Origin of the sequence: Nocardiopsis metallicus, from assembly GCF_014201115.1 — a bacterium.
GTDB lineage: Bacteria > Actinomycetota > Actinomycetes > Streptosporangiales > Streptosporangiaceae > Nocardiopsis > Nocardiopsis metallicus.
Window position 1 is genome coordinate 1,910,848 of sequence record NZ_JACHDO010000001.1, and the last position, 24,911, is coordinate 1,935,758.

The 24,911-nt window shown below is 71.7% G+C and carries 26 protein-coding genes; 15 read left to right on the forward strand and 11 right to left on the reverse strand.

Annotation, left to right across the window (positions count from 1 at the left end):
- Positions 1 to 82 precede the first annotated feature (82 nt).
- Positions 83 to 1,147 (forward strand): aminotransferase class V-fold PLP-dependent enzyme, encoded by a 1,065-nt coding sequence (locus HNR07_RS08195; protein ID WP_184364023.1) that lies wholly within the window; start codon positions 83 to 85, stop codon positions 1,145 to 1,147.
- Between the two features lie 116 nt (positions 1,148 to 1,263).
- Here the strand turns inward: HNR07_RS08195 and HNR07_RS08200 are convergent, their stop codons facing one another.
- From HNR07_RS08200 to HNR07_RS08220, 5 genes are all read right to left on the reverse strand, one after another.
- Positions 1,264 to 1,722, reverse strand: coding sequence for a nitroreductase family deazaflavin-dependent oxidoreductase (locus HNR07_RS08200; protein ID WP_184364026.1), 459 nt, complete (start codon positions 1,720 to 1,722; stop codon positions 1,264 to 1,266).
- A gap of 78 nt (positions 1,723 to 1,800) precedes the next feature.
- The gene (locus tag HNR07_RS08205; protein ID WP_184364029.1) at positions 1,801 to 3,057 is read right to left on the reverse strand and encodes a GNAT family N-acetyltransferase; all 1,257 of its coding nucleotides are present in this window, start codon (positions 3,055 to 3,057) and stop codon (positions 1,801 to 1,803) included.
- Positions 3,058 to 3,108: 51 nt separating this feature from the next.
- Positions 3,109 to 4,431 (reverse strand): GNAT family N-acetyltransferase, encoded by a 1,323-nt coding sequence (locus HNR07_RS08210; protein ID WP_184364033.1) that lies wholly within the window; start codon positions 4,429 to 4,431, stop codon positions 3,109 to 3,111.
- A 163-nt stretch (positions 4,432 to 4,594) separates the two neighbouring features.
- Positions 4,595 to 5,887, reverse strand: coding sequence for a GNAT family N-acetyltransferase (locus HNR07_RS08215; protein ID WP_184364036.1), 1,293 nt, complete (start codon positions 5,885 to 5,887; stop codon positions 4,595 to 4,597).
- 74 nt (positions 5,888 to 5,961) lie between these two features.
- Complete coding sequence (locus HNR07_RS08220) at positions 5,962 to 7,209, reverse strand: GNAT family N-acetyltransferase (protein WP_184364039.1); 1,248 nt, start codon at positions 7,207 to 7,209, stop codon at positions 5,962 to 5,964.
- Positions 7,210 to 7,411: 202 nt separating this feature from the next.
- Here HNR07_RS08220 and HNR07_RS08225 point away from each other — a divergent pair, with 202 nt between their 5' ends.
- Together HNR07_RS08225 and HNR07_RS08230 are read left to right on the forward strand one after the other, a co-directional pair.
- The gene (locus HNR07_RS08225; protein ID WP_184364042.1) at positions 7,412 to 8,119 is read left to right on the forward strand and encodes an RraA family protein; all 708 of its coding nucleotides are present in this window, start codon (positions 7,412 to 7,414) and stop codon (positions 8,117 to 8,119) included.
- Between the two features lie 139 nt (positions 8,120 to 8,258).
- Positions 8,259 to 9,254 carry an N-acetylglucosamine kinase gene (locus HNR07_RS08230; protein ID WP_184371707.1) on the forward strand — a complete coding sequence of 332 codons (996 nt, stop codon included), beginning with the start codon at positions 8,259 to 8,261 and terminating at the stop codon, positions 9,252 to 9,254.
- Positions 9,255 to 9,346: 92 nt separating this feature from the next.
- On the opposite strand, the gene HNR07_RS08235 is transcribed toward HNR07_RS08230, so the two are convergent.
- Positions 9,347 to 9,964 (reverse strand): TetR/AcrR family transcriptional regulator, encoded by a 618-nt coding sequence (locus HNR07_RS08235; protein ID WP_184364045.1) that lies wholly within the window; start codon positions 9,962 to 9,964, stop codon positions 9,347 to 9,349.
- Positions 9,965 to 10,081: 117 nt separating this feature from the next.
- Between HNR07_RS08235 and HNR07_RS08240 the strand changes: the two genes are divergently transcribed.
- The 6 genes from HNR07_RS08240 to HNR07_RS08260 all read left to right on the forward strand — a co-directional run bounded on the left by HNR07_RS08240 (position 10,082) and on the right by HNR07_RS08260 (position 15,734).
- A complete protein-coding gene (locus HNR07_RS08240) occupies positions 10,082 to 10,246 on the forward strand; it encodes a hypothetical protein (protein ID WP_184364048.1) in 165 nt (54 codons plus the stop codon).
- On the forward strand, positions 10,243 to 11,697 hold the full coding sequence (locus HNR07_RS08245; protein WP_184364051.1) for a cytosine permease: 1,455 nt from the start codon (positions 10,243 to 10,245) through the stop codon (positions 11,695 to 11,697). Before HNR07_RS08240 ends, HNR07_RS08245 begins: the two co-directional genes overlap by 4 nt.
- On the forward strand, positions 11,694 to 13,313 hold the full coding sequence (locus HNR07_RS08250) for an amidohydrolase (RefSeq protein ID WP_312893674.1): 1,620 nt from the start codon (positions 11,694 to 11,696) through the stop codon (positions 13,311 to 13,313). Before HNR07_RS08245 ends, HNR07_RS08250 begins: the two co-directional genes overlap by 4 nt.
- Before the next feature lie 240 nt (positions 13,314 to 13,553).
- On the forward strand, positions 13,554 to 13,874 hold the full coding sequence (locus HNR07_RS34295) for a helix-turn-helix domain-containing protein (RefSeq protein WP_221318717.1): 321 nt from the start codon (positions 13,554 to 13,556) through the stop codon (positions 13,872 to 13,874).
- The gene (locus HNR07_RS34300; RefSeq protein WP_312893595.1) at positions 13,871 to 14,725 is read left to right on the forward strand and encodes an IS3 family transposase; all 855 of its coding nucleotides are present in this window, start codon (positions 13,871 to 13,873) and stop codon (positions 14,723 to 14,725) included. The genes HNR07_RS34295 and HNR07_RS34300 overlap by 4 nt, the downstream gene beginning before the upstream one ends.
- 139 nt (positions 14,726 to 14,864) lie before the next feature.
- Positions 14,865 to 15,734 (forward strand): siderophore-interacting protein, encoded by an 870-nt coding sequence (locus HNR07_RS08260; RefSeq protein ID WP_184364054.1) that lies wholly within the window; start codon positions 14,865 to 14,867, stop codon positions 15,732 to 15,734.
- A gap of 20 nt (positions 15,735 to 15,754) precedes the next feature.
- Here HNR07_RS08260 and HNR07_RS08265 read toward each other — a convergent pair whose 3' ends face one another.
- Positions 15,755 to 17,113: a dihydrolipoyl dehydrogenase family protein gene (locus HNR07_RS08265; RefSeq protein WP_184364056.1), complete on the reverse strand. Its 1,359-nt coding sequence runs from the start codon at positions 17,111 to 17,113 to the stop codon at positions 15,755 to 15,757.
- 242 nt (positions 17,114 to 17,355) lie between these two features.
- Between HNR07_RS08265 and HNR07_RS08270 the strand changes: the two genes are divergently transcribed.
- Together HNR07_RS08270 and HNR07_RS08275 are read left to right on the forward strand one after the other, a co-directional pair.
- Positions 17,356 to 17,520 (forward strand): hypothetical protein, encoded by a 165-nt coding sequence (locus HNR07_RS08270; protein WP_184364058.1) that lies wholly within the window; start codon positions 17,356 to 17,358, stop codon positions 17,518 to 17,520.
- Between the two features lie 201 nt (positions 17,521 to 17,721).
- On the forward strand, positions 17,722 to 18,354 hold the full coding sequence (locus tag HNR07_RS08275) for a trimeric intracellular cation channel family protein (RefSeq protein WP_184364060.1): 633 nt from the start codon (positions 17,722 to 17,724) through the stop codon (positions 18,352 to 18,354).
- A 21-nt stretch (positions 18,355 to 18,375) separates the two neighbouring features.
- Here HNR07_RS08275 and HNR07_RS08280 read toward each other — a convergent pair whose 3' ends face one another.
- Positions 18,376 to 18,786 carry a VOC family protein gene (locus HNR07_RS08280; protein ID WP_184364062.1) on the reverse strand — a complete coding sequence of 137 codons (411 nt, stop codon included), beginning with the start codon at positions 18,784 to 18,786 and terminating at the stop codon, positions 18,376 to 18,378.
- A gap of 256 nt (positions 18,787 to 19,042) precedes the next feature.
- Between HNR07_RS08280 and HNR07_RS08285 the strand changes: the two genes are divergently transcribed.
- Together HNR07_RS08285 and HNR07_RS08290 are read left to right on the forward strand one after the other, a co-directional pair.
- Positions 19,043 to 19,966, forward strand: a complete 924-nt coding sequence (locus HNR07_RS08285; protein WP_184364064.1) for a threonine/serine dehydratase — start codon at positions 19,043 to 19,045, stop codon at positions 19,964 to 19,966.
- A gap of 212 nt (positions 19,967 to 20,178) precedes the next feature.
- A complete protein-coding gene (locus tag HNR07_RS08290) occupies positions 20,179 to 20,850 on the forward strand; it encodes a lysophospholipid acyltransferase family protein (protein ID WP_184364066.1) in 672 nt (223 codons plus the stop codon).
- Between the two features lie 201 nt (positions 20,851 to 21,051).
- Here HNR07_RS08290 and HNR07_RS08295 read toward each other — a convergent pair whose 3' ends face one another.
- From HNR07_RS08295 to HNR07_RS08305, 3 genes are read right to left on the reverse strand one after another with little or no spacing between them, the layout of a single operon-like run.
- Entirely contained in the window at positions 21,052 to 22,077 is a 1,026-nt protein-coding gene (locus HNR07_RS08295; RefSeq protein ID WP_184364068.1) for an ABC transporter substrate-binding protein, read from the reverse strand.
- The gene (locus HNR07_RS08300) at positions 22,074 to 22,889 is read right to left on the reverse strand and encodes an ABC transporter ATP-binding protein (protein WP_184364070.1); all 816 of its coding nucleotides are present in this window, start codon (positions 22,887 to 22,889) and stop codon (positions 22,074 to 22,076) included. Before HNR07_RS08300 ends, HNR07_RS08295 begins: the two co-directional genes overlap by 4 nt.
- Complete coding sequence (locus tag HNR07_RS08305) at positions 22,886 to 23,992, reverse strand: FecCD family ABC transporter permease (RefSeq protein WP_184364073.1); 1,107 nt, start codon at positions 23,990 to 23,992, stop codon at positions 22,886 to 22,888. Before HNR07_RS08305 ends, HNR07_RS08300 begins: the two co-directional genes overlap by 4 nt.
- Before the next feature lie 179 nt (positions 23,993 to 24,171).
- On the opposite strand from HNR07_RS08305, the gene HNR07_RS08310 reads away from it, so the two are divergent.
- Together HNR07_RS08310 and HNR07_RS08315 are read left to right on the forward strand one after the other, a co-directional pair.
- Entirely contained in the window at positions 24,172 to 24,465 is a 294-nt protein-coding gene (locus HNR07_RS08310; protein WP_184364075.1) for an ArsR/SmtB family transcription factor, read from the forward strand.
- The gene (locus tag HNR07_RS08315) at positions 24,462 to 24,860 is read left to right on the forward strand and encodes a VOC family protein (RefSeq protein WP_184364077.1); all 399 of its coding nucleotides are present in this window, start codon (positions 24,462 to 24,464) and stop codon (positions 24,858 to 24,860) included. The genes HNR07_RS08310 and HNR07_RS08315 overlap by 4 nt, the downstream gene beginning before the upstream one ends.
- Positions 24,861 to 24,911: the final 51 nt, after the last annotated feature.

The following is a 24,911-nucleotide window of genomic DNA, read 5'->3' on the forward strand; positions in this document are numbered from 1 at the left end:
CCGACCGAGCAACGGAAATGGTCCCCTCCCACCCCGGAATTGGCCCTTGAGCGCGTGATCCGCGCCTGTGAGCATCGGCGGCATGGACCACACCGGCCGCGCTCGCCTGAGCCAAGCACAAAGCCAGTTCTCGCCCGGGAACACCTACCTCAACACCGCCACCCACGGCCTGATCCCGCACACGGCCCGACTGGCCCTGGAGCGGAACACCCGCGAGGTGGCCACCGGCGGGTTCTCCCCAGGCGCCGTCGACAGCGTCGTCGACGCCGCCCGGAGCGCCTACGCCCGCCTGGTCGGGGTCACCGCCGACCGGGTCGCCGTGGGCACCCACACCTCGCAGTTCGTCGGCACCGTCGCCGCGAGTCTGCCGCCGGGCTCGGAGGTCCTGCTCGCCGAGGGCGAGTTCACCTCGATCGCCTTCCCGCTGTTGACCCGGCTGGAGCACGGGGTCCGGGTCCGCGAGGTCCCCCTGGACCGCCTGCCCGAGGAGGTCGGCCCGACCACCACCCTGGTCGCGGTCGCCGCCGTCCAGTCGGCCACCGGAGAGATCGCCCCGATCGAGGAACTGCGCACCGCCTGCGCCGACCACGGCGCCCGGCTCCTGCTCGACACCAGCCAGTCGGCGGGTTGGCTCTCCACCCCACTCGACGGTGTGGACTACATCGTGTGCAGCACCTACAAGTGGCTGCTGGGCCCCCGGGGAGGGGCCTTCCTCACCGGGACCGCCGAAGCCCTCGCCCAACTCTCACCCCTGGCCCCCGGCTGGTTCGCGGGCGCCGACCCGTGGGACTCGCTCTACGGCGGACCGCTACGCCTGGCCGAGGGAACCCGCCGCCTCGACTTGGCCCCGGTGTGGCCTGCGTGGATCGGCCTGGCCCCCGCCCTGGACCTGCTGAACGAGGTCGGGGTGGCGACCATCAACGAACACGACGCCGCCCTGGCCGACCGCTTCCGGAACGCGATGGGGCTGGCGGAGACCGGCTCGGCGATCGTGTCGCTCCCGGCCCCCGAGGGCACCGCCGAACGCCTCGCCGAGGCGGGGATCTCCGCAGCCATCCGTGACGGACGGCTGCGGGTGGGATTCCACCTGTACAACACCGAGGAGGACGTCGAACACCTGGTCAAGGCGTTGTCCGAGACCGGATGAACCGTCGGTTACGCGGCCCTTTCCCGAAGGAGAGGGACCTGCACCACCTGCCCTCGGCCTGGGTCGCGCTCATGCACGCAGGTGTCTGAGCGCGACCAGCCTGGGGCGCGGGTGATTCAGGAAGCGCGGGAGATGACGAAGACGGGGATGAGCCGGTCGGTCTTCTCCTGGTAGTCGGCGTAGGGCGGGTAGGCCGCCACCGCGCGCTCCCACCAGAGCCGGCGCTCCTCCCCCTCCACCTCGCGGGCGCGGGCGGCGAAGGGTTCGGGGCCGTCCTGGAGGGCGACCTCGTCGGGGGCCGCGCGCAAGTTGCCCACCCAGGCGGGGTCCGAGGGCGCACCGCCCTGGGAACCGATCACCGCGTACTCGCCGTCGTGCTCGACCCGCATGAGGGCGGACTTGCGGACCTTGCCACTGCTGCGGCCGCGCGTGGTGAGGATGACGACCGGCATGCCCGTGTCCATGAGGGTGTTGGCCTCGCGGCCGCCGCTGCGCTCGTACTGTTCGACCTGGTCGCGGACGAACTTCGACGGGCTCGGCACGTACTCGCCCGGCAGGATTTCACTCGTGGTCATCGCTCTCCCTGGGGTTGGGCTACGGAGTCGGTCCCGATCGTGCCACGTCCGCCTCCGGCGGGGCGGGTCCGACATGCCTCAGAAGATCACCCCGCACAGGGGCGCGCGGGGCACGCGCAGCGCGGTGTCGAGCAGGTCGGCGGCGCCCGGGGTGTGCTCGGCGACCGTTCCGGCCGCCACCTTGGCCCCGACCGTGAACTGGCCCAGGAAGGCCGCCCCCAGGTGGGCGGCGTCAAGGGACAGGTCCGGGGCGTCCGAGGCGGGATCGCAGGAGGCACCGGCGCGGTCCGCGCGCAGCCGCCAACGCCCGGCGTTCCAGGGCGCGTGCCGGTCGGCCACCTCAAGGACCACGTCCACCGGGGCGGCGTAGGAACGTTCAGCCAGGGCGCCGGGCAGGTCCACCAGACGGATCCACAGCGCGACGCGTGACCGAACCTCCAGACGCAGGGGGTCGGCGACCAGGGACCAGAGCGGATCGTCCACGGGCAGGTGCTCGAAGTTGACCCGGATGACCAGGTCGCGGGTGAACAGGTGCTCGTACAGTGCGGTGCGGGCGGCCGGGGTGGCGGCAGCCACCTCCCGAACGTCCAGTACCCCGCGCAGGCCGCCGTCCGCCACCGGGACCCGGTGGCTCCGGTACAGGGCGTAGCCCACCGGTGCGCGGGTGTCGTGGACCACCACCGCCCTGAGCGGCCCGGACTCCCCTCGGGTCTGGGGGTCGTCCCGCAACAGCCGGTCCCACCAGGACTCGTCTCGCTGGTAGTCGCCGGGCCGGGTCGGAGCGACGGCCCTGTGCACCCGGGCCAGGTCGGCCCGGGCCTCCTGAGGCGGGGCGAGCACCGTGGTGAGCGAGGGGTCGCGCGGTACGTCCGCGGACAGGAGGTCGTGCGGACGGTCGACGCTCACCCGGTGCTGGACCGAGGCGGCGCCGTAGCCGAACCGCCCGTAGATACCGCCCTCGGAGGCCCACAGCGCCGCCACCTTCTCGCCACGGTCACGCGTGTCGGCGAGCTGGCGGCGCATCAGAGCGGTGAGGACCCCCCGACGGCGGTGGGTGGGCCACACCCCGACCGCGGTCACCCCCGCCACCGGGCGCGGCCCGCCGGGCAGGGTCATCTCGAAGGGGAAGGCGTTGGTGCTGCCCACCGCCTGCTCTCCGTCCCAGGCCACCAGGACGCGCTCGTACCCCTGGGCGTCCATCAGGGGACGCCACCGTTCCAGGAAGGAGACGGGGTCGCCGGGGAACAGCAGACTCTCGTGAAGGACCGGGGCGACGGCAGCATACCCCTGCCGGTCGACCCCGGTCACCTTCCATTCGGAGCGCTGTCCGGTCATGTTCTCTCCTTGCGGCTCTGCCGGGAAACCCTGCCTGTCAGCAACCCTGCCTTAGAAAGCCTGGTCGCAGAAGGGTGCGTCGGAGCGGAAGAGGGCGGTGTCCAGGGCCGCTACCGCGCCCGGGACGTGCTCGGTGAGCAGACCGGAGCGCAGGTACCCGCTGAGGGTGTGCTGGCCCAGGTAGGCCGCGCCCAGGTGAGACACGTCCAGGGACAGGTCGGGGGTGTCCGAGGCGGCCTCGCACACCGCGCCGGAGCGGTCCGCGCGCAGCCGCCACCGGCCCGCGTTCCACGGCGCGTACCGGTCGGCGACCTCGATCACCACGTCAGCCGGGGCCGCGTAGGAACGCTCGGCTAGCGCCCCGGGCACGTCCACCAGACGCAGCCAGAGGGGTTCGTCGAACCTGCTCGCGAGTCGGTGGGGATCGGTGATCAGGTACTGCAGCGGATCGTCCGGGGCGGTGGACGCGAAGACCAGTTTGGTGATGAGGTCGCGGCTGAACAGGTGCTCGTACAGTGCGGTCCGAGCGGACGGGACTGCGGCGACGATCTCCTGGACGTGCGCCTCCCTGTTCCCGGTTCGGTAGAGGGCATAACCCTGGGGCCCGTCCGTACCGGAGACCACGGCCGCCTTGAGGTGGCTCCGGTTCTGCCGTGACTCCGGGGTGTCGCGCAGGTTGCTGTCCCAGAAGGCCCGGGAACGGTGGATACGGCCGATCTGATGTGCCGTCACCGCCGCGTGCACTCGTTCCAGGTCCGCCCGGGCCGGAGGCAGACGGAGCAACTCGGTGGTGAGCGCGGGATCGCGGGGTGCGTCGGGGCGCAGCCGGGCGTGGGCGGCTTCGAGGGTCACCTCGTACTGGCTGGTCGCCGGGGCGTAGCCGAAACGCCCGTAGATCGCGCCCTCAGAGGCCCAGAGGACCGCCAGTTTCTCGCCCCGGTCACGGATGTCGGCGAGCTGGCGGCGCATCAGGGCACTGAGGATTCCCTGGCGACGGCGAGTGGGCCACACCCCGACCCCGGTGATCCCGGCGACCGCCCGCGTGCCGCCCGGAACCGTCATCCGGAAGGAGAAGGCGTTCACCGAACCGATGACACGCCCTCCCTCGACGACCCTGCCGTCCCTGGACCCGGTGGCCTGGTCCGGCCAGTGCGTTTCGGTGACCACCAGTTGGCGGGCGTAGCCGTCCTCGGAGAGGAGCGGGCCGAGGCGCTCGATCCAGAACTCGCTGTCCTGCGCCCCGAGGAGGGCCTCACCGACGACCTCGACGACGGCGGGGAAGTCGTCCTTGCTGCCGGGGCGGAGCGTCCAACCGCGTTCGGCGAACCCCTCCGGAACCCCCTGCGCCCGCTGCGGCTGTTCGGCCTGGCCCATACCGTCGTTCTCCCCCTGGGTTTGGCTGCGCGCCCTACCTCGTGGCCGGGGTCCGCCCCGGCCGACTGGCACTGGGTTTTTGTACCAGTCGGCCGGGGCGGGCGGCCAGTGGTTTTCCCGGCGCGGGTCCCGGAAGCGGGGGCAGGGAAGCAGGAGGCGGCGGCTAGAAGATGACCCCGCAGAAGGGCGCGTCGAACCGGTGCAGGGCCGCGTCCAGACGTGCGACCGTGCCCGGGGTGTGCTCGGTGATCAGGCCCGCGCGCAGGAAACCGGTGAGCGGAGTCTGGCCGAGGTGGGCGGCGCCCAGGTGGTGCACGTCCAGGGACAGGTCGGGTTCGGCCTCGGTGAGCTCCACCCGCGCGCCCTCGGTGTCGGCCTTGATCCGCCAGCGCCCGGCGTTCCAGGGGGCGTAACGGTCGGTGACGGCCAGGACCCCCTCGAAGGGCGCGGCGTAGGGCCGCTCCGACAGGGCACCGGCCAGGTCCACCAGACGCACCCACAGGGAGGGGTGGTGGGTGGCCACGGCCCGGCCGCGGTCCGGGAGCAGGTGGTGCAGCGGGCAGTCCGCGGGCAGGAAGTCGAAGACGACCTTGGCGACCAGGTCGCGGCTGAACAGGTGCTCGAACAGGGCGGTCCAGGCGGCCGGGGCGGTGGCGGTGATCTCCTGGACGTGTACCTCGCCCTGGGCGCCGCCCTCGTCCCACTTGGCCTTGGTCCGGTACAGGGCGTAGCCGAGGGGGCCTTCGGCGTTGCCGACGACGGCCGCGACCAGCGGCCCCTTGTCCCCACGGCGGTGGGGGCGGTCGTCCAGGGCACGATCCCACCAGGGCCCGGTGCGGCGGAACTGGCCGACCTGGGCCGCCGAGACGGCCTCGTGCACGCGTTCGAGGTCGGTGCGCACCCGCTCCGGTTCGCGCAGGACGACCCGCAGGTCCCGATCGCGGGGAGCGTCGGCGCGCAGGGCGCTGTGCGGCCTGGAGATGTCGGTCGACAGCTCCGTGCAGGCGTTGCCGTAGCCGAAGCGTTCGTAGATGGAGCCCTCCGAGGCCCACAGGGCGGCGTAGCGCACCCCTTCGGCGTGAATGTCGGCGAGCTGGCGGCGCATCAGGGCGCTGAGCACGCCCTGTCTGCGGTGGGTGGGCCACACGCCCACTCCGGTCACCCCGGCCACGGGGACGCGGCCGCCCGGCATCGTCAGCTCGAAGGGGAAGTGGTTGGTGGTACCGATGACCTCCTCTCCGCCCTCGGCTTCGTCCACGGCGACCAGGAGCCGTTCGTAGCCCAGGGCGTCGTGCAGCGGGCGCATCCGCTCCAGCATGGTGTCGATGTCGTCGGGGATCAGGAGGGCCTGCCCGAATACCCGGCCCGCCCTGGCGAACTCGTCCGCGTCGCTGTGCCGCACGGTCCAGTCCCGCTTCGGCGCGCTGCTGGGGTCCACCCTCTGGTTCTCGCTCATGGGAAAAGGCATATCAGCGGCCCCGGAGCGGTGGCCAATGGTTTTGTCAGCGGTCGGGGTGGACGGGCGGGCGCTCAGAAGAGCTGCCCGCAGAAGGCGGCGCGGGGTACGTGCAGTGCGGTGTCCAGGCGGGCGGCCGCACCGGGGGTGCGTTCCTGCACGAGTCCGGCCTCGACCAGGGCCGACAGCGAGCGCTGGCCCAGGTGGACCGAGCCCAGGTGGACCACGTCCAGGGACAGGTCGGCGGGCCGGGGGACCCGTTCACAGGTGGCGCCGTCGCGGTCCGCGCTCAGGTGCCAGGTGCCGTTGTTCCAGGGGGCGTAGTGATCGGTGACGGCCATGGTCACCTCGACCGGGGCTGCGTAGGGGCGGTCGGTGAGGGCACGGGGCAGGTCGACCAGCCGTACCCGCAGGGAGCCGCTGCTGGCCTCCACCAGGCGGTTGCGGTCGGCGACCAGGAGGGTGAGGGGGTCGTCGGCGGGCAGCGCCGAGAAGGCGATGCGGGTGACCAGGTCCCGGGAGAAGACGTGCTGGTAGAGGGCGACCCGTGCGGCGGGGGTGGCGGAGACGACCTCCTTGACGGTGACCAGGGAGTCGGTGCCGTCCTCGGACCAGCCGTTGGTGGTGGCGTAGAGGGCGTAGCCCAGGGGTCCGTCGGGGCCGCTGACCACCGCCGCCCAGGGAGCATCGCTGCTGAGGATGCGTCCCCACCAGGAGTCGCCGCGCTGGAACTGGCCGACGCGGGTGGCTGCGGCCTCGCGGTGCAGCCGGGCCAGGGTCGGGCGGGCCTGCGCGGAGGGCAGCAGTTCCACGGTGAGTTCGGGGTCGCCTTGGGCGGCGGGGCTCAGCACGGCGTAGGGGGCGCGGATCCGGGCGGAGAGCTCGAAGGCGGCCAGACCGAAGCCGTAGCGGCCGTAGATGGCGCCCTCGGAGGCCCACATGGCGGCGACCGCCTCGCCGCGGGCGTGGATGTCGGCGAGCTGGCGGGTCATGAGCGCGGTGAGGATCCCGCGGCGGCGGTGGGTGGGCCACACCCCGACCCCGGTGATCCCGGCGACCGTGCGGGGCCCGCCGGGCAGGGTCATCTCCAGGGTGTAGGCGGCGGTGGTTCCGACCATGCGTTCGCCGTCGAGGGCGACCAGGATCCGGTCGTGTTCGGCGAGCGGGTGTTCGCGTTCGGTGGTGAGTTCGTCTTCGGCGGAGAGGATCATGGGCTCGGCGTACACCCCGACCACGTCGGGGAACTCCTCGGGAGTGACGCCCCGGATGGTCCAGGGGGTGTCACGGGGCTGCTCGGAGCGGGGGATACGCTGTGTTTCCATGGCTTCACTCTTGCAGCCGTGAAGTCAGCCGGGCCACCTGTTTTTCGCGGGACAGACTCGCCGGGGCACAGCCTCGCTCGGGCAAATTCGGGGCGCGGAAGGCGTCAAGACGGTTGACCGGGCCGCTGCGGCATCCGAGGATGACTGCTCGCGCGCCGGGATCCCACCGCCGTGCCGCCGACCGCCGGACGAGGTAACCGCAATGCCCCACGCACCGCAGGACCACACACCGCCCGACCGCGGTGGACGACCGCTTCCCGTGGTCCCCGAGGGGGTGGGCTGCGCCGACCTGGTGGACGCGATGGGCCGCCTGCACGGGCACCGCGCCGACCTCCTGCCGTTGACCAGCCCCGCCCCGGAGCGGCCGCTGTTCGGTCCGGCCGCGACCATCGCCTACCTGCCCTTCCGGGACGATTTCGCCGAGGGCAACCGGCTGGGTTTCGCCGGGTGGTTCTACCGTGCCGTGGGCGAGGAGCCGAGTGGCAAGGTGCTGGTGCTCTCCAGCGGCGGCTACCCGGACGCCTCCCACGGGGGCGCCACCAAGCTGTCCCGGCTGGCCAACCACGGGCTGGCGGGGCTGCTCACCGACGGGCGCCTGCGCGACCTCGACGAACTCGGCGCGAGCGGGCTGTCCGTGTGGTGTTCGGGTGAGGCCACGCGGTGGGGCGGGGACACCGTGGCCCCTTACGCCGCAAACGTCCCGGTCCAGGTGGGCGGGGTGACGGTGGCCCCGGGCGACTTCGTCTACGCGGACCGTTCGGGGGCGGTGGTCCTCCCCGCCGCCAGCCTGGACCGGGTGCTGGCCGAGGCGCAGAAGATCCGCGAGACCGACCTGGGTTTCCTGTCCTCGATCCGCGAGGAGAACCCCGAGGCGCTGCGCCGGGGCGAGGACAGCAGTACCGAAACCTGACGGAACCGGGTTCCAGAAGCGGGTTCCCTGGCGCATAAGGCGACCCGGGGTAGGGCAGGCTCCAGATGTGACGAAACGACAGACCACTGCCTCTCCCCCGCCCCCTCCCTCTGCCGCCGCGTCCGCCCTGGTCGTGGGGGTGGACGCCGGCGGCACCACCACTCGCGCCCTGGTGACCACCCTGGGCGGTGAGCGCCTGGGCGAGGCCTGGGCGGGTGGCGCCAACCCCAACACCCACGGCCCCGAACACGCGGCCGAGCAGCTCACCGAGGCGATCGGCACCGCGTTGGACCGGGCCGATCCCAGTGCGCGGGATGCCGTGGCGGCGACCGTGGTCGGGCTGGCCGGGTACTCCGGTCTGCGCGACGAGGCCGTCCGGTCCAGACTGGAGCGTGCGCTGGGCAAGGCCGGGCTGACCGCCACCGGGCAGGAGTTCACCGGTGACGACGCCATCGCCTTCGCCGCGGGTACCGCCGAGCGCGACGGCACCGTCCTGATCGCCGGGACCGGGGCGATCGCCACCCGGATCGAGAACCGGCACCGCAGCCGCTCCGCGGACGGCATGGGCTGGCTGATCGGTGACGAGGGTTCGGCGTTCTGGATCGGGCACCAGGCGGCCAAGGAGACCGCCCGCCAGCTCGGCCGCGGCGGTGACCTGAGTCCGCTGGCCCGCACGGTGGCCAAGCAGGTCATCCCCGGTCAGCGGCCCAGCGGCCCGGACCAGTGGCCGGAGGAGCACGCCCGCGACTTCGCCCGGACGCTCACCTCGGCTCCCCCGATCAACCTCGCCGGACTCGCCCCGCTGGTCACCGACGCGTACGCGCTCGACGACCAGGCCGCGGTGGTGATCGTGAACGCGGCCGCGGGCCACCTGGCGCAGTCGGTACACCAGGTGCGCGTTCCGGGTGAGCCCCTGCCGGTGGTCCTTTCCGGCGGGGTGCTCACACATTCCGCACCGGTCAGGGAGGCGCTCACCCACAAGCTCACCATGGGGACGGGGGCGCCGGTGATGCTGGCCGGATGCACCGCCGGGGGCGCCGCCTGGCTGGCGGCGCTGCGCGCGGGAGCGGACGAGCGGGACGTGGACCTGCACGGAGTGTTCACCCGGCCCGGGGCCGACCGGGTCGGGGCCTGACTGTTTCGGGGGGCGGCCCGGACGCGCGCCGACCGGGCCAGGAGCCGCCCGGTTCAGGGTTCAGTAGGTTCCAGGGCCGACCCGGCGGGTGCTCATTGCCCGTCGGGTTCGCCCAGCCCGGCCAGGTACCGGTCGAGGGTGGAGGCGAACACCCGGTCGTCTATGGTCGCGGGGTCCACGGCCGCGATGGCGTCGGCCAGCGGGGCGTACTCGGGGCCGTACTCGTGCGGGGCCGCGACGAACCCGGTACTGAAGGGGACGATGATCGATCCCATGACGATGTAGTCGACGGCGAGCACGATCTCCAGGGCCTGGGCGCGGGACCATCCGGCCTTGGTCAGGGTCTCCACGGCGGTGGAGTAGTACCGCAGGGATGAAGGGGTGTTGACGGCGCGGCGGGCGATCACCGCCGCCGCGTTGGGGTGTGCGAGGAAGGCCTTGCGGTAGACGCCGGCGAAGCCGCGCAGCGCCTCCCGCCAGTTCTGGTCGTGCAGGAGTGTCAGGTCCACCTCGGAACTGATGAGTTCGGTGACCAGGTCGAGGATCTCGGACTTGGAGCGCACGTGGTTGTAGAGGGATGAGGCCTTCACGTCCAGGCCCCGGGCGACCTCGCGCAGGGTCAGGGCTTCCTCGCCCCGCTCGTCGAGCACGGCGAGCGCCGTCGCGGCGATCACCGTGCGGGTCAGGACCGGTCGTGGTCCGCTGTTCATGTTGGCGCCAGCCCATCCGCACGTTTGACCGTCATTTTTACCGTGAGGCACTTCACAATTGCCCCCATCAGCGTCTACGGTACCAACTAACAACGTTAGTCATAAGGAGATCCGGTCATGCATCCAGACGATCTGGCGGAGCTGGAGCGCCGTATCCGCATCATCGAGTCCCCCGGATACCACGACCCGGCCCACGCCGACCTGCCCGCCTGCGACCTCGCACTGGTCGTGGTGGCCGTGACCGCGGTGAGCACCCTACTGCTGTGGTGGGGGCTGGCATGAGCGAGACCGCCCCCACCGCCGCGCCCGTGTCCGCTCCGTCGTCCACCTCCCCCGTCGCAGGCGTCCGCGGCGGCGACACCGGCGGATTCCCGCTGCTGCGCGGCGAGCGCACCTGGGGTTTTTGGAGCTTCACCTCGGTCAACGTCAGCATGGCGATCGCCACCTGGGCCTTCCTCACCGGCGGCAGCATCGCCCTGTTCGTCGGTGCCCAGGCGGCGGTCGCCACGATGGTCGTCGGCAACCTCGTCGGAGTGGTCCTGGTCGCGCTGACCACCTGCGTTCCCTCCGCCAAGTACGGGGTGGAACAGTTCGTGGCGCTGCGCAGCGTCTTGGGCCGCAACGGCGTCCGCCTCCTGCTCGCCCTCCTGCTGCCCTGCCTGTTGGCCACCTGGAACGCCATCCTGGCGATCATGATCGGCCGCGCGCTGACCAACATCTCCAACGCGCTCCTGGGCACCGAGCTGCGCCAGGACTCCCCCGTGGTCATCGGACTGTGCCTGTTCGCCCTCGCCCTGGCCTGGATCCTGCTGCTGCGCGGTTCCAGCGCCGTGAGCCGGGTCAACAACCTGGTCGCCCCGGTCCTGGCCGTGCTCACCCTGCTGATGCTGGTCGTGATCCTGCGCGAGCACGGCCCGGCCGAGCTCACCGCCCTGGCCCCGCTGGACCCCGTCGGGCTGCCACTGCTGGACTACACGATCGCCCTCGAACTCTGCCTGGGCGCGGGCTTCTCCTGGTGGGCGATCACCGGCAACCTGGCCCGGCTGACCCCCACTCCGCGGGTGGCGTTCTGGCCCAACCTCATCGGCCTGTTCGCGGCGAGCACGGTGGCCGGTCTGGTCGGCTGCTTCGCCGCGCTGGCCTTCGACTCCAGCGACCCCACCACGTGGCTGATCCCGATCGGCGGGGTGGCGCTGGGCTCGCTGGCGCTGCTCTTCGTCGCCTTCGCCAACCTCACCAGCATGGTCGGCCAGACCTACTCCGGAGCCCTGTCAGTGCAGCGCCTGCACCAAGGGCTGCGGCGGCTGCCCTGGTCTTTGCTGGCCGCCCTGCTACTCGTCCCGGGCGCCGTGATGGTGTTCTTCCCCGGCGGGGTCTACGACCTGTTCTTCCGTTTCCTGGCGCTGGTGTCGCTGGTGATCGCGCCGCTGTGCGCGGTGTACTTCGCCGACTTCTACCTGCTGCGCCGCCGCACGCTGCACCTGCGCGACCTCTACATCGAGGACAGCGAGTCCCGCTACGGGTTCTGGCGCGGGTTCAACCCGGTCGCCTTCGTCTCGGTGGCGGCGGGCACGCTCACCTACCTGGCCCTGCTCAATCCCTTCACCTTCGAGAGCGCAGCGCTCTTCCCGTACCTGACCGCGTCACTGCCCGCCTTCGCCGCCACGGCGCTGGTGCACGTGCTGCTGACCAGGACCATCGTCCGACCGCTCAACAAGGGAGGCTACAAGTGAGCCCCGCACCCGATCTCCTCATCCGCGGCGCCCGGATTCACACCATGGACCACGACCGCCCCGCCGCCGGCGCCGTCGCCGTGCGCGGGGGCACGATCGTCGCCGTGGGGGACGACGCCGACGTGGTCCCGCTGGCCGGGCGCCGCACCGAAGTGATCGACGGTCGCGGGCTCACCGTCACCCCCGGTCTGGTCGACTCCCACCAGCACCCGGTACTGGCGCTCTCCAACGCCCAAGGGGTGGACCTGACCGGGATCGAGGACCTCGACGCCCTGCGCGGCGCGCTGCGCTCACATTGCGCGGACCTGCCCGCGGACGCCTGGGTGATCGGCTACGGCACGGAGTACACCGCGTTCTCCCCGCGCACCCCGCGCCGCGAGGACATCGACGAGGCCGTGGGCGGGCGGCCCGCCCTGCTCTCCATGATCGACGCGCACAACGCGCTGATGAGCAGCGAAGGGCTGCGCCGTGCGGGGATCACCGGCCCAATGGAGTTCTCCGACCGTTCCTCGATCGACGTGGACGGGGACCAGCGGCCCACCGGCTACCTGTGCGAGATGTCGGCGGTGTTCCTGGCCCGCGAGGCGATCCCCGCGATGGACGTGGAGACCAGCGCCAGGGAGCTGCGGCGCGTGCTGGCCGAGCAGAACGCGCTGGGTCTGACCGGTCTGCACATCCTGGACCTGGTTCCGCGGACCGTGGAGGTCCTGGAACTGCTGGACCGGCACGGCGAACTACCCGTCCGCGTCCTCCTGGCCCCCTGGGCGCTGCCCGGTCAGGTTCCCGACACCCTGGAGACCGTGCGCGAGCTCCAGTCCCGATCCGGGTACCTGTGGCGCACCGCCGCGGTGAAGTTCCTGCTGGACGGCACCATCGACGGCGGAGCGGCCTGGCTACACCACCCCGACTGCCAGGGCGAGGGCGAGCGGCCGCTGTGGCGCGACCCCGAGGGCTACCGCAAGGCCGTGCGGGCGGTCGCCGGGCTGGGCCTGCCCTCCTTCACCCACGCCATCGGCGACCAGGCGGTCACCTACGCCCTGGACACCTACGGCCAGGTGGGGCGGCCCGCGCTCGGGCGGCACCGGATCGAGCACGCCGAACTGGTCCGCGACGAGGACGTGCCCCGCTTCGCCGAGCTGGACGTGGTCGCCTCGATGCAGCCCACCCACATGGACTGGACGCTGCCGGACCTGTCCGACAACTGGTCCGCGCGGGTGGGCGCCGGGCGGCACGCGCGTGCCTGGCGCTACGGCGACATCGTCGCGGCGGGCGGCCGGGTGGCGCTGGGCTCGGACTGGCCGGTGGCGGCCTTCGACCCGCGCCCGGTGATGGCCGGGGCACGGCTGCGCCGCCCCGCCGGAGACCGCGAACGCGGCGCGGTCGGCTCCTCCCCTTCGCTCACACCGGCTCAGGCCTTGGCGGGGTACACCCGCTGGGCCGCCTACGGAACGGGCGAGGAGGAGAGCGCGGGGGTCGTGCGCGAGGGGGCCCGCGCCGACCTGACCGTCTTCGCCGGTGACCCGCTCACCACTGGAGCCGACGAGCTTCCGGACCTGCCGGTGGCCCTGACGATAGTCGACGGGCGGGTGGTGCACCGGGGCGCGGGCCAGGGGTAACGGCCAGGGCCCCGCCGGGTGAACTGCTCCCTGGAAGTTGGACTGGAAATCCAGTTCCATCGACCAGGGAGCAGTCCCATGAGAGCGAACAGCTCACTCACCCAGGACCAACGCCACCAAGCGATAGCGTTGTTCGAGCAAGGCAGAGCCGATCACGCGGTAGCGGCCTCTCTGGGGGTCTCGCGATGGGCGGTCCGAAGCCTGTACCGACGGTGGCGGATCCACGGCCCGGGAGCGCTGGTGACCAAACAAGCGAAGAAGTCCTACTCCTTCGAGTTCAAGGTCGAGGCGGTGCGCCGCCTCCTGGCGGGCGAGCCCAAGACCGAGCTGGCCAAGGAACTGGAACTGTCCTCACCCAAGCTGCTGGAATCGTGGGTGCGCACCTACCGCACCCAGGGCTCAGAAGGGCTACGCCCCAAGCAGCGAGGACGCCCGCCCAAGAGCGCACCACAAGAGCCAGCCTCAGAGCTGGAACGACTACGCCGTGAGAACGAGCTCCTGCGTGCCCAGAACGCCTACCTGGGAAAAGTGCGGGCCTTGAGGGAACATCCACCAGAGTGAGGGTTCACGCTGTGGTCGCCCTCAAGGCCGAACACCGATTGGACGTGCTGCTGCGGGTTGCTGGGCTGGCCCGCTCCACGTTCTTCTACCACCAGGCCCGACTCCAAACCCCGGATCCCCACGCAGCGCTCAAGGCCCAGATCAGGCAGCTCTTCGACAAGAACAAGGGCCGCTACGGGCACCGCCGGATCCATGACCAGCTCCTCAAGAAGGGGTGGCGGGTAGCGAAGAAGACCGTACTCAAGCTCATGAACCAGCTGGGCCTGGTCTGCCGGGTGCGCCGCAAGAAGCCCTACGGCTCCTACCGGGGCCAGGCGGGCCAGGTGGCGCCGAACCTGCTGGAGCGTGACTTCACCGCGCAGGGGCCGAACCAGAAATGGGTGACCGACGTGAGCGAGTTCGCCGTCGCGGGCCACAAGGTCTACCTGTCACCGGTCATGGACCTGTTCGACCGGCAGATCATCTCCTACACGGCCGCTCTGTCACCGAACCTGGAGTTGACCAACACCTCCTTGCGGGAGGCGTTGAAGACCCTGCCCCCTGGTCAGAGCCCGCTGGTCCACTCCGACCAGGGGTTTCAGTATCAGCACGTGTCCTGGCGGCGGCTGCTCGCCGGGGTCGACGGTCTTCAGTCGATGTCGCGCAAGGGCAACTGTCTGGACAACGCGGTGATCGAGAGTTTCTTCGGTCACCTGAAGGAGGAGTTCTTCACCCACTCCGAGTTCGAGACCGTCGAGGAGTTCACCGCAGGGCTGGATGAGTACATCGCCTGGTTCAACCACGAACGCGTCCATAGCTATCTTGAGGGCCTGAGCCCGGTGCAGTACCGAGCTCAGGCCCTGGCGGCCTAACCTTTAGTTAGCCGGTCCAACTATCGGGGACCAGTTCAGGGCTGGCTCCAGCACGATCGGCCGCGGTTTGCCCGGTTCCGTCACGGTGTCCTACTGTGTGTCTGGTTAGGCTTACCTAACCTGAACGAGAGGGGATGCCGTGACGGAGCGGCAGGCGCGTCCGAAGAGGACCGTGCACACCGGCCGGGTCGAGCGCGTGGAGCAGCTCACCCCGCACATGGTCCGGGTGGTCCTGGGCGGTGAGGGGTTGTCGGAGTTCACCACTGGCGGCGCCACCGACAGCTACGTGAAACTGCTGTTCCCGGCACCCGGACCGGGCGATCCCGAACCCTACGACCTCGACGTGATCCGGGCCGAGCGCCCCCGCTCGGAGTGGCCGGTCACCCGCACCTACACCGTGCGTTCCTGGGACGCCCGGGCCCGAGAACTGGCCATCGACTTCGTCCACCACGGCGACGTCGGCCTGGCCGGGGTCTGGGCCGCCGGCGCCAAGCCCGGCGACCAGCTGCGCTTCCTCGGGCCCGGCGGCGGCTACGCCCCCGCCCCCGAGGCCGACTGGCACCTGCTGGCCGGGGACGAGAGCGCCCTGCCCGCCATCGCCGCCAGCCTCGAGGGCCTCCCCCGGGGGCGTCCGGCGCACGTGTTCGTCGAGGTGGAGAACGCCGCCGAGGAACAGCCCCTGGCCGAGCGCGACGACATCCACGTGAGCTGGCTGCACCGCGAGGGCGGCGCCCCGGGTTCACGGCTGGTACCGGCCGTGCGCGCGCTGGAGTTCCCGTCCGGCGACGTACAGGCCTTCGTGCACGGCGAGGCCAACTTCGTCCGCGACCTGCGCCGCCTGCTGCGGATCGAGCTCTGCCTGCCCAAGGAGCGCCTGTCGGTCTCCGGTTACTGGCGCCTGGGCCGCGACGAGGACGGTTGGCAGGCCTCCAAGGCCGAGTGGAACCGGAGCGTGGCAGCTGAGGAGGCCGCCGCTCTGGGCACCGGACAGAACACCGATCCGAGCTGACCCGCCATGGCCTGCGGCCCTCAGACGTCCAGCGCCTCCAGCGCGATCAGGTAGCCCTCGTTGAAGGTCGGGAACTGCGGGACCGTGTCGCGCAGGGCGCCGATCGGCAGCCCCATGCGGATCGCGAGCGCGGCGGTGTGGATCCACTCCGAGGCCAGCGGACCGAACGCCCAGGCTCCCGCCAGCACCCCGTGCTCGCGGTCGGCGACCAGCCCCAGCGCGCCGACCGGATCGGACTCCATGGTCCAGGGCCGGGCCAGGGCCGCGGTCAGGTCCGTCTCGGCGGTGGCCACGTCCATGCCCTGGCCCCGGGCCTGCTCCGCGGTCAGCCCCACCGCCGCGATCTCCGGGTAGGCGAACACCACCCGCGGGACGGCCGTGTAGTCGGCCGCCCGGCCGTTGCCGAGGATGTTGGCGCTGATCACCCGCCCCTGGTACTTGGCCACGTGCGTGAACATCGCGCGGGCGGTGACGTCCCCGGCCGCCCACAGGCCGGGGGCGACCCGGCAGTGCTCGTCCACCGGCAGCGCCTTGCCGTCCAGCTCGACTCCGAGCTCGGCTAGGCCCAGCTGGTCGCCCCGGGGCTCGCGTCCGGTGGCCAGGACCAGCACCTCGGCCCGGACCCGCTCACCCCCGGAGAGGATCGCGGCGACCCCTTCGCCCTCCCGGGTCACCGAGGTGACCTGGCTGTCCAGGTGCACGGTGATGCCGTCCCGGTCGAACTGGTCGCTGATCAGCTCGCACAGCCGGGGGTCCTCGCGGTCCAGCAGCCGGGGGCCGCGCTGGACGATGGTGACCCGGCTGCCCATCCGCGCCAGGAACTGGCCCAGCTCGACCCCGACCGCGCTGCCCCCGACCACCACTGCGCTCTCGGGGATCTCGGTGAGGGTGGTCGCCTCGCGGTTGGTCCACAGCACGTCGGGACCCAGGTCGTCCAGGCCGTCGATCGGAGGCACCAGCGCCCCGGCACCGGTGGCCACCACCACGTGTTCGGCGGTGTGCTCGGTGTCGCCGACCGCCACCCGCCAGGGGTCGCGACCCACGATCCGGGCCTCGCCCCGCAGCACCAGGGCGCCGCGCTCCTGGTAACCCTTGACCTGCTTCGCGTCGTCGAGGTGGCGGATCATCTGATCCCGGTAGGCGCGCAGGGCGGGCCAGTCGAGCGCGGGGGCGTCCACACCTGCGGCGCCGACCGCCTCAGCGCGCACCTCGGGCGGGCGCAGCAGCACCTTGGTGGGAATGCACGCCCAGTAGCCGCACTCCCCGCCGATGAGTTCGCGTTCGACCACCGCCACCCGTTTTCCGGCGGCGAGCAGCCGGTCAGTGACCGTCTCACCGCCCGGACCCATCCCGATGACGATCGCGTCCAGGTGCTCCATGTGCCTCGCTCCGCCCGTGGTCCGGTGTCTGCCACTACCGATGGTGTCCCGCCGGAGCGGCGTCGGGAAGACCCGACACGCGTCCCAGTGACCCGACACGCGCCCCAGGTGGGCGGGTACCCGGCCGGGCACGCTCTTCGGGGCCCTCGCAGCCAGATCCGGGAGGGCACCCCCGCGACCAGGTCACGGCCGCGCAGCATCTGGATACGCCACGGATCCAGGCGCAGGACCTGCCCGCGGGCGTGGGCGCCGCACTGGTGGACAGCGCGCGACGGGCCTTCACCGACGGGTTGAACGCCGCCGCGTGGGTGGCCGCCGCGTGGGTGGCCGCCGCGCTGTCCCTGGCCGCCGCCGTACTGGCCGTGGCCCTGTTGCGCCGAACCCCGCCGTCGGGAGCACCGAAGTAGGAGGCGCGGCCGAGGGGAAGGAAACCGCCGAGGCCTGAGCTCAGGGCCCGGGCCCTGAGCCCGGGCCCGCTCGCCCCTGCCCCGGACGGGCCGTGGGACGCCTCACAGCGCGGACCTGCCGAAACCGGGGTGGTTTCGTGTTCTAATTCTCGGTTGGCACTCGGTCCGAACCGGAAGGAACGCCGCTCCCGGCGCACAGGTATGTCCACGCTCGACATTCTTCTCATCCTCGATCTCATGGGGATCTTCGCGTTCGCCCTGGACGGTTCGCTGACCGCGATCCGCACCGCCCGGGTGGACATCGTGGGGGTGATGGCGCTGGGGACGGTGACCGCCATCGGCGGCGGCATCATCCGCGACGTCCTCCTCGGCGAGACCCCGGCGACCTTCCAGGACTGGCGGTACCTGGTGACCGCGCTGGCCGGGTGCACGCTGGCGTTCTTCCTCAGCCGCCAGCTCACCCACCTGAGCAAACCCATCCTGGTGTTCGATGCCGCCGGGCTGAGCCTGTTCGTGGTGATCGGTGCGACCAAGGCGCTGGAGTTCGGGTTCGGGCCGCTCCAGGCAGTGATCCTGGGCGTCATCACCGGGGTGGGCGGCGGCACCATCCGGGACGTGCTGCTGAACCGGGTGCCGACGGTGCTCAGCGCCAACTCCCACCTGTACGCCATCCCGGCGATGATCGGGGCGGGGTTCGTGGTGCTCGTGGACCTGACCGGCTTCGGCCCGGGCTGGATCGCGGTGATCGGCGCGCTGCTGTGCTTCACCATCCGGATCCTGGCCCTGGTCTACCGTTGGAACGCTCCGAACCCGCCCGGCGCCCCGCCGCTGTAGGCACAGGTGGGCACCGTCCGGTTACGGCCGCACGATGAGCTGCCAGACGTGGCCGTCAAGGTCCGCGCACAGCGCCGTGTACCCCCAGGGCTTGTGCTCGGGTTCGGCCGGCACCGCTCCCCCGGCCCGCCGGACGCTCTCGACCAGCGCGTCGACCTCGGCTTCGGTGGTCAGGGACATCCCCAGCAGGCACTCGCTGGTCCCGGGCGCGGCGAGTTCACGGCCCTCGCCGAGAACCCAGCCGAACCCGCCCCTGGGGATCAGCACCAGCAGGGCGCCCTCCCCGGTGCGGAACACGAGCGGTTCGGGCACCCCGTCCTCGGTGGGTTCACCGACCGGCTCGAACCCGAAGGCGTCCCGGTAGAAGGCCATCGCCCTCACCCGGTCGCCGATCGGCAGGGCGACGGAAAAACTGGTGGCGGTCGCGGACACGGATGCTCCGTTCGTCGGTGTACACGGCAAACTCACCTGTACCGACCTCAGGCGCCTGGGAAACTCATCGCGTGCGGGCGTCAGTTCCTCGGGCCGCGGGCGGCGTCGCGGCGCGGGGTGGCCCGCGGCGCCCCTTCCCCGCCGTACCACGTGGCACGGCGAGGCCGCACAGAACGAAGCCTGGCACGGAGTCGTGCTGAACGTTCTTCGGCAGACCCGACTTTGCGTCGATGACCAGTAGGGGCAGAGTGGAGACATGAGCACCACAACCGCGCCCGCGGTGCCCACGTCAGCCGACGTCCGCGCCGCAGCCGAGCGCATCGCCCCGTACGCCCGCCGGACCCCGGTGATCCGCACCGAGCTGGACGGACGCCCCCTCACCCTGAAGCTGGAACACCTCCAGCGCACGGGCTCGTTCAAGCTGCGCGGTGCCCTCAACGCCCTGCTCGGCGGGGAGCCCGCCGACCGCGTGATCACCGCCTCCGGCGGCAACCACGGCCTGGGCGTGGCCACCGCGGCGCGCATACTGGGTGTGCGCGCCACGGTGTACGTGCCCGAGACGGTGCCCGCCGCCAAGGCGGAGCTGTTGGCCGCCACCGGCGCGCAGATCATCCGAGCCGGCGAGCGGTACGCGGTGGCCGCCGAGGCCGCGTTGGCCCGCGCGGAGTCCGACGGGGCCCGCTACCTGCACGCCTACGACGACGCCCTCGTGGTTGCCGGTCAGGGCACCATCGGTCTGGAGATCGACGCCGACGCCCCTGAGTGCGATGCGATCGTGGTCGCGGTGGGCGGTGGCGGACTGGCCGCGGGGGTGCGCCTGGGCGCCGAGGGCCGCCGTGTGGTCGCGGTCGAGCCCGAGGGCTGTCAGAGCATGCACGCGGCGATGGCCGCCGGTCACCCGGTGCAGACCCCGGTGGACTCGGTCGCCTCCTCCGCGCTGGGCGCCTCCATCCTGGGCCGGGTGCCCTTCGAGGTGCTGCGCGCCGATCCGGTCACGACCGCGCTGGTCAGCGACGCGGAGATCATCAGCGCGCAGACCCTGCTGTGGGAGGAGTTCCGGATCGCCGCCGAACCCGCCGCCGCGGTGCCCTTCGCCGCGTGGCTGGCCGGGCGCGTTCCCGGAGACCACCCGTGCCTGGTCGTGTGCGGGGCCAACGCCAGCTGGCGTTTGGCGGATTGAGGGGAGCCGACCCCGCAGGCCTGGTGCGGGAGCGGTCGGGAGCTGTACGGCCGAGCGCGGGGCCGCCCCTCGCTGGGTGGCGCGGTCCCGCGTTGAACTCCCGTTTCTCCCGGTACGTGACGTAGCGCACTCTGTGTGCGCCAAGCCATTATTACCGGTCAGTCACCATTACATTGAGGTCGGCTCCGTCCGACAACACAAGGGAGAAGCACGTGCTCTACGGTGCGTTGCGGCAGACCGCGTCGGTCCTCGCCAGGACCCTGTGCCGCCCGACCATCGAGGGCCGTGAGAACGTCCCCGCCACCGGACCGGTCCTACTCGCCAGCAACCACCTGTCCTTCGTGGACAGCGTCGTGATCCCCCTGTCGGTCACCCAGCGCCCGGTCCGTTTCCTCGCCAAGTCCGACTACTTCGAGGGCCCCGGCCTCAAGGGCAGGTTCACCAAGACCGTGTTCAGCTCCCTGGGCGCCATGCCGGTCCGGCGCGGGAACGCCCGCGACGCCCTGGTGTCGCTGGAGATGATGCTGGACCGGCTCAACGACGGCGAGGCCTGCGTGGTCTACCCCGAGGGCACCCGCTCACGCGACGGCCGCCTCTACCGCGGCCGCACCGGTGTGGCGCACCTGGCCCTGGAGTCCAAGGCACCGATCGTGCCGGTCGCGGTCTCCGGCACCCAGCAGGTCCAGCCCATCGGCGCGAACCTGCCGCGCCCGCACCCCTTCACTGTGCGCTTCGGCGAGCCGATGGACTTCTCCATCGGCTTCGACAGCATGGCTCCGGGCAAGGCCCGCCGGGTGATCACCGACGAGGTCATGGACGCCATCCACGCGCTGTCCGGCCAGGAGCGCGCCAACGAGTACAACAGCTTCGGCGGCGACGAGTAGGAGGACCGGTCGACACGGCCGACCGGGAGGCGTTACCCGTCGACAGGGCGGCCGCCGGGGCCAGTGCCGGAGCGGTGGCCGCGACCCGCCCGCGCCGGAGTGGGCGGGCAACGAGCGGGTCGCGCCGCTCAGGGGCACGGCGGGCCAGGAGACTTTCCCGGCGGGCGCGGCCCCCGCCGACAGGTACAGACCCGGAGGTGGTCAGAACCTGTCGGGGTGCAGGCCCTCGGCGATGTGCTCGACCGCGCCGATGTTGCCGAGGGTGCCGGGGAAGAGGTCTGAGGCGGGGACCGCGACCAGACGGTCCTCGGACACGGCGGCCACGTCGGGGAAGGTCTGGGCCAGGTAGTCGCGGGTGGCCTCCTCGTGGTCGGCGTCGTTGACCGAGAAGACGATGGCCTCGGGGTCGCGCGAGGTGACCTCCTCGGGGGTGATGGTGGCGGCGAAGAAGTCGCTGAACGCGGCCTCGTCCGGGTCGAAGACGTTGTCGCCTCCGGCGCGGGCGATGATGTCGTACTCGATCCCCCCGCCGATGGCCATCAGGGTGGCGCCCTCCACGTACAGCTGCGCGACGCTGGGGGCCTCGGCCCCCTCGATCGCCTCCTCGACGGCAGTGAGGCGGGACTGTCCCTCCTCGGTCATCTCGTCCGCCCGGTCGGGGAGGGCGAAGATCGTGCCGAGGTTCTCGATGTCGGTGAACAGGTCGTCGACCGTGCCCTGGCTCCTGCGCTCCGGGCAGCCGCCGGTGGCCACGTAGGCGTCGGCGCCGACCTCGGCGAGCTGTTCGATGCTGGCGAAGCCCTGTTCCGTGGTGAACTCGTAGGTGGTGGGCGAGTAGACGAAGTCGGGTTCGGCCTCCAGGAGCACCTCCCGGGTGGGCGGCGCGACGTCACTGAGTTCGGGGACGTCGGCGACCTCGGCCTGGACCTGCTCGGGGAGCGGGTGGGTGTCGGTCTGCGCCTGGCCGACGAGGCGGTCGGTGAGCCCGAGTTCGACCAGGAGTTCGGTCTGTGAGGGGCTCAGTCCGACCAGGCGGGTGGGTGCGGCCTCCAGGACCAGTTCCTCGCCGCAGTTCTCGACGGTGACCGGGTAGCCCTCGGCCGCGGCCGTGTCGGGCTCGTCGGGGGTCGACACGCCCGTCCCGCAGGCGCTCAGGCCGAACGCGGTGAGTCCGGCCAAGGAGATCGCGGCGGTCCGGAGCCGGTTCGGAGTGCGGTCGACGGTCATGAGTGGTGTCCCTTCGTGGTGACGGCGGCGGGCTCGGGTTCGGCCCGGACCACGCCGTTGAGGAGGATGTGCGAGCGTTCCCGCTCGGGGTTGCGGACGATGGCGGCCTCCACGCGGAAGCGTTCGCGCAGGACCTGGGCGGTGAGGACCTCGTCGGGGGTGCCGGTCCGGTCGATGCGGCCGTCGGCGACCAGGGCGACGCGGTCGCAGTGGCCCAGGGCCAGGTCGAGGTCGTGCAGGGCGATGAGGGTGGTCAGCCCCGTCTCCCGGATGAGGTCCATGAGTTCGAGGCGGTGGGCGATGTCCAGGTGGTTGGTCGGCTCGTCCAGCACCAGGACCCGGGCCTGCTGGGTGATCGCGCGGGCCAGCAGGACGCGTTGGCGCTCTCCGCCGGACAGTTCGCCGATCTGCCGGTGGGCGAGGTCGCGCACACCGACGCGGTCCATGGCCCGGGCGGCGATCCGGCGGTCCTGCGCGGTGTCCAGTGAGAAACCGCGGTGGTGCGGGGTTCGCCCCAGGAGCACGGCCTGGGAGACGGTCATGCCGAACTCGTCGTTGGTCTCCTGGGCGACGACGGCGACCCGGCGGGCGGACTCACGGGGGCTCAGCCGCCACACGTCGTCGCCGTCGAGGAGGATTCTCCCGGCACTGGGGCGCAGGACGCGGTAGACGGCGCGCAGCAGGGTGGACTTGCCGCTGCCGTTGGTACCCAGCAGGCCGAGCACGGTGCCGGAGGGCACGTCCAGGGACACCCCGGCCACGATGGTGCGCTGTCCCCGGGCCACGGAGACGTCGTCGAAGGAGACTCTCATCGGTCCATCCCGGCTTTGGAGGCGCCGTCACGGCGCATGATCCACAGGAAGAAGGGGGCGCCGACCACGGCGGTGAGGATCCCGATGGGGATCTCGGTGGGCGCGGCGACCGTACGGGCCAGCAGGTCGGCTGCGGCCAGGAAGAACGCCCCGCCGAGCACGCTCACCGGCAGCATGATCCGGTGGTCGCTGCCGACGGTGATCCGGGCGATGTGCGGGATGATCAGCCCGACGAACCCGATGCTGCCGCTGACCGAGACGACGGCGCCGACGAGCAGGGCCGAGACCAGCAGCAGGACGGTGCGCAGCCGGTCGACCTGGATACCCAGGGCCGTGGCGGCCTCGTCGCCGATCAGGACGGCGTTGATACCCCGGATGTTGAAGGCCACGACCACCAGCGCGAACAGCAGAGCCAGGGCGGGCACCAACAGCGATCCCATGGTGGCCGCGGAGACCGAACCCAGGAGGAAGAACATGACGCTGAAGACGTTCTGCGCCTCCGTGGTCAGGGTCAGGTAGCTGGTCACCGCGCTGAACAGGGAACCGAGGGCGACCCCGGCCAGGATCAGCCGTTGGGGCGCGATGCGCCCGTTCTTGCGGGCCAGGAGGTAGACGGCCGCGGTCGCCACGGCGGCTCCCACGAAGGCCGCCGACGACAGGGAGAGCCCGCCCACCGCTCCCCCGGCACCGACGACGACCAGGACGGCGCCGACCCCGGCTCCGGAGGAGACACCCAGCACGTAGGGCTCGGCGAGCGGGTTGTGCACCACGGCCTGCATGAGCCCGCCGGCCAGGGCGAGGCAGGCCCCGGTGATGGCGGCGAGCAGGACGCGTGGCAGCCGGAACCGCCAGACCGCTTGGTCCTGGAGGGCGGTGTAGGTCCCGTCGGTCATCCAGGGCATGCCCGGGACCAGGTGTCCGAGGATCAGCTTGGCCGCGTCGAGGGTTCCGACGTGGACCGATCCGGTGCCCGCGGAGACCAGGACGACCAGGAGCAGGCCGAGGGTGAGGGCGATGACGACGAGGGCGTTGGAACGTGTTCTGCGCCGTCGTGGGAGGTCGGTCCGTTCGGCGGCGGGGGCGCTTTGAGCACTGACGCTCATGCTGTGGGTTCTTCCTGACCGGAGGGGTGACAATGAAAACTATTATCATTACTGGACCATGAGCGCGAATCGGAAACTACCGGACACCCCCGGGGCCGCCCCGGACTCCACAACCCCCGCGGGGCGAAACCGCAGTGCAGAGGTTGATATGCAAGAATTCACTTGCCTATAGTGGTGCCGTGTCCGACCCACTGTTCAAAGCCCTGGCCGACCCGACCCGCCGCAGGATCCTCGACGAGCTCAGCGAGCGCTCCGGGCAGACGCTGTTCGAACTCTGCGCGCGGCTGGTCTCCCGGCACCAGCTCGCGATGTCGCGCCAGGCGATCTCCCAGCACCTGGCCGTCCTGGAGGAGGCCGGCCTGGTCAGGAGCAGGCGCGAGGGGCGCTACAAGTTCCACGACATGGACCCGGAGCCGCTACGGCACATCACCGAGCGGTGGCTCCGACCCGAACCGGAAGAGAGCGGCTCATGAGAATCCACATCAACAGCGTCTTCGTGGACAGCCAGGTCAAGGCCCTGGACTTCTACACGAACGTGCTGGGCTTCGAGAAGAAGCACGACGTGCCCCTGGGCGGCCCCGAGGGCGAGAACCGGTGGCTGACCGTGGTCTCCCCGGAGAACCCGCAGGGAGCCGAACTCCTCCTGGAGCCCGCGGGCCACCCCGCGGTGGGCCCCTACCGGGAGGCCCTGGCCAACGACGGCATCCCGGCCACCCAGTTCGCCGTGGACGACGTGCGCGCCGAGTACGAGCGGCTGCGCGCGCTGGGGGTCGAGTTCACCCAGGAGCCGCTGGAGGCGGGCCCGGTCACCACCGCGGTACTGGACGACACCTGCGGCAACCTGATCCAGATCGTGCAGGGCCCGTAGGCCCCCTGCCCAGGCGCGGCGGCCGCGGGGCGTCGAGAACCGGTCCGCGTT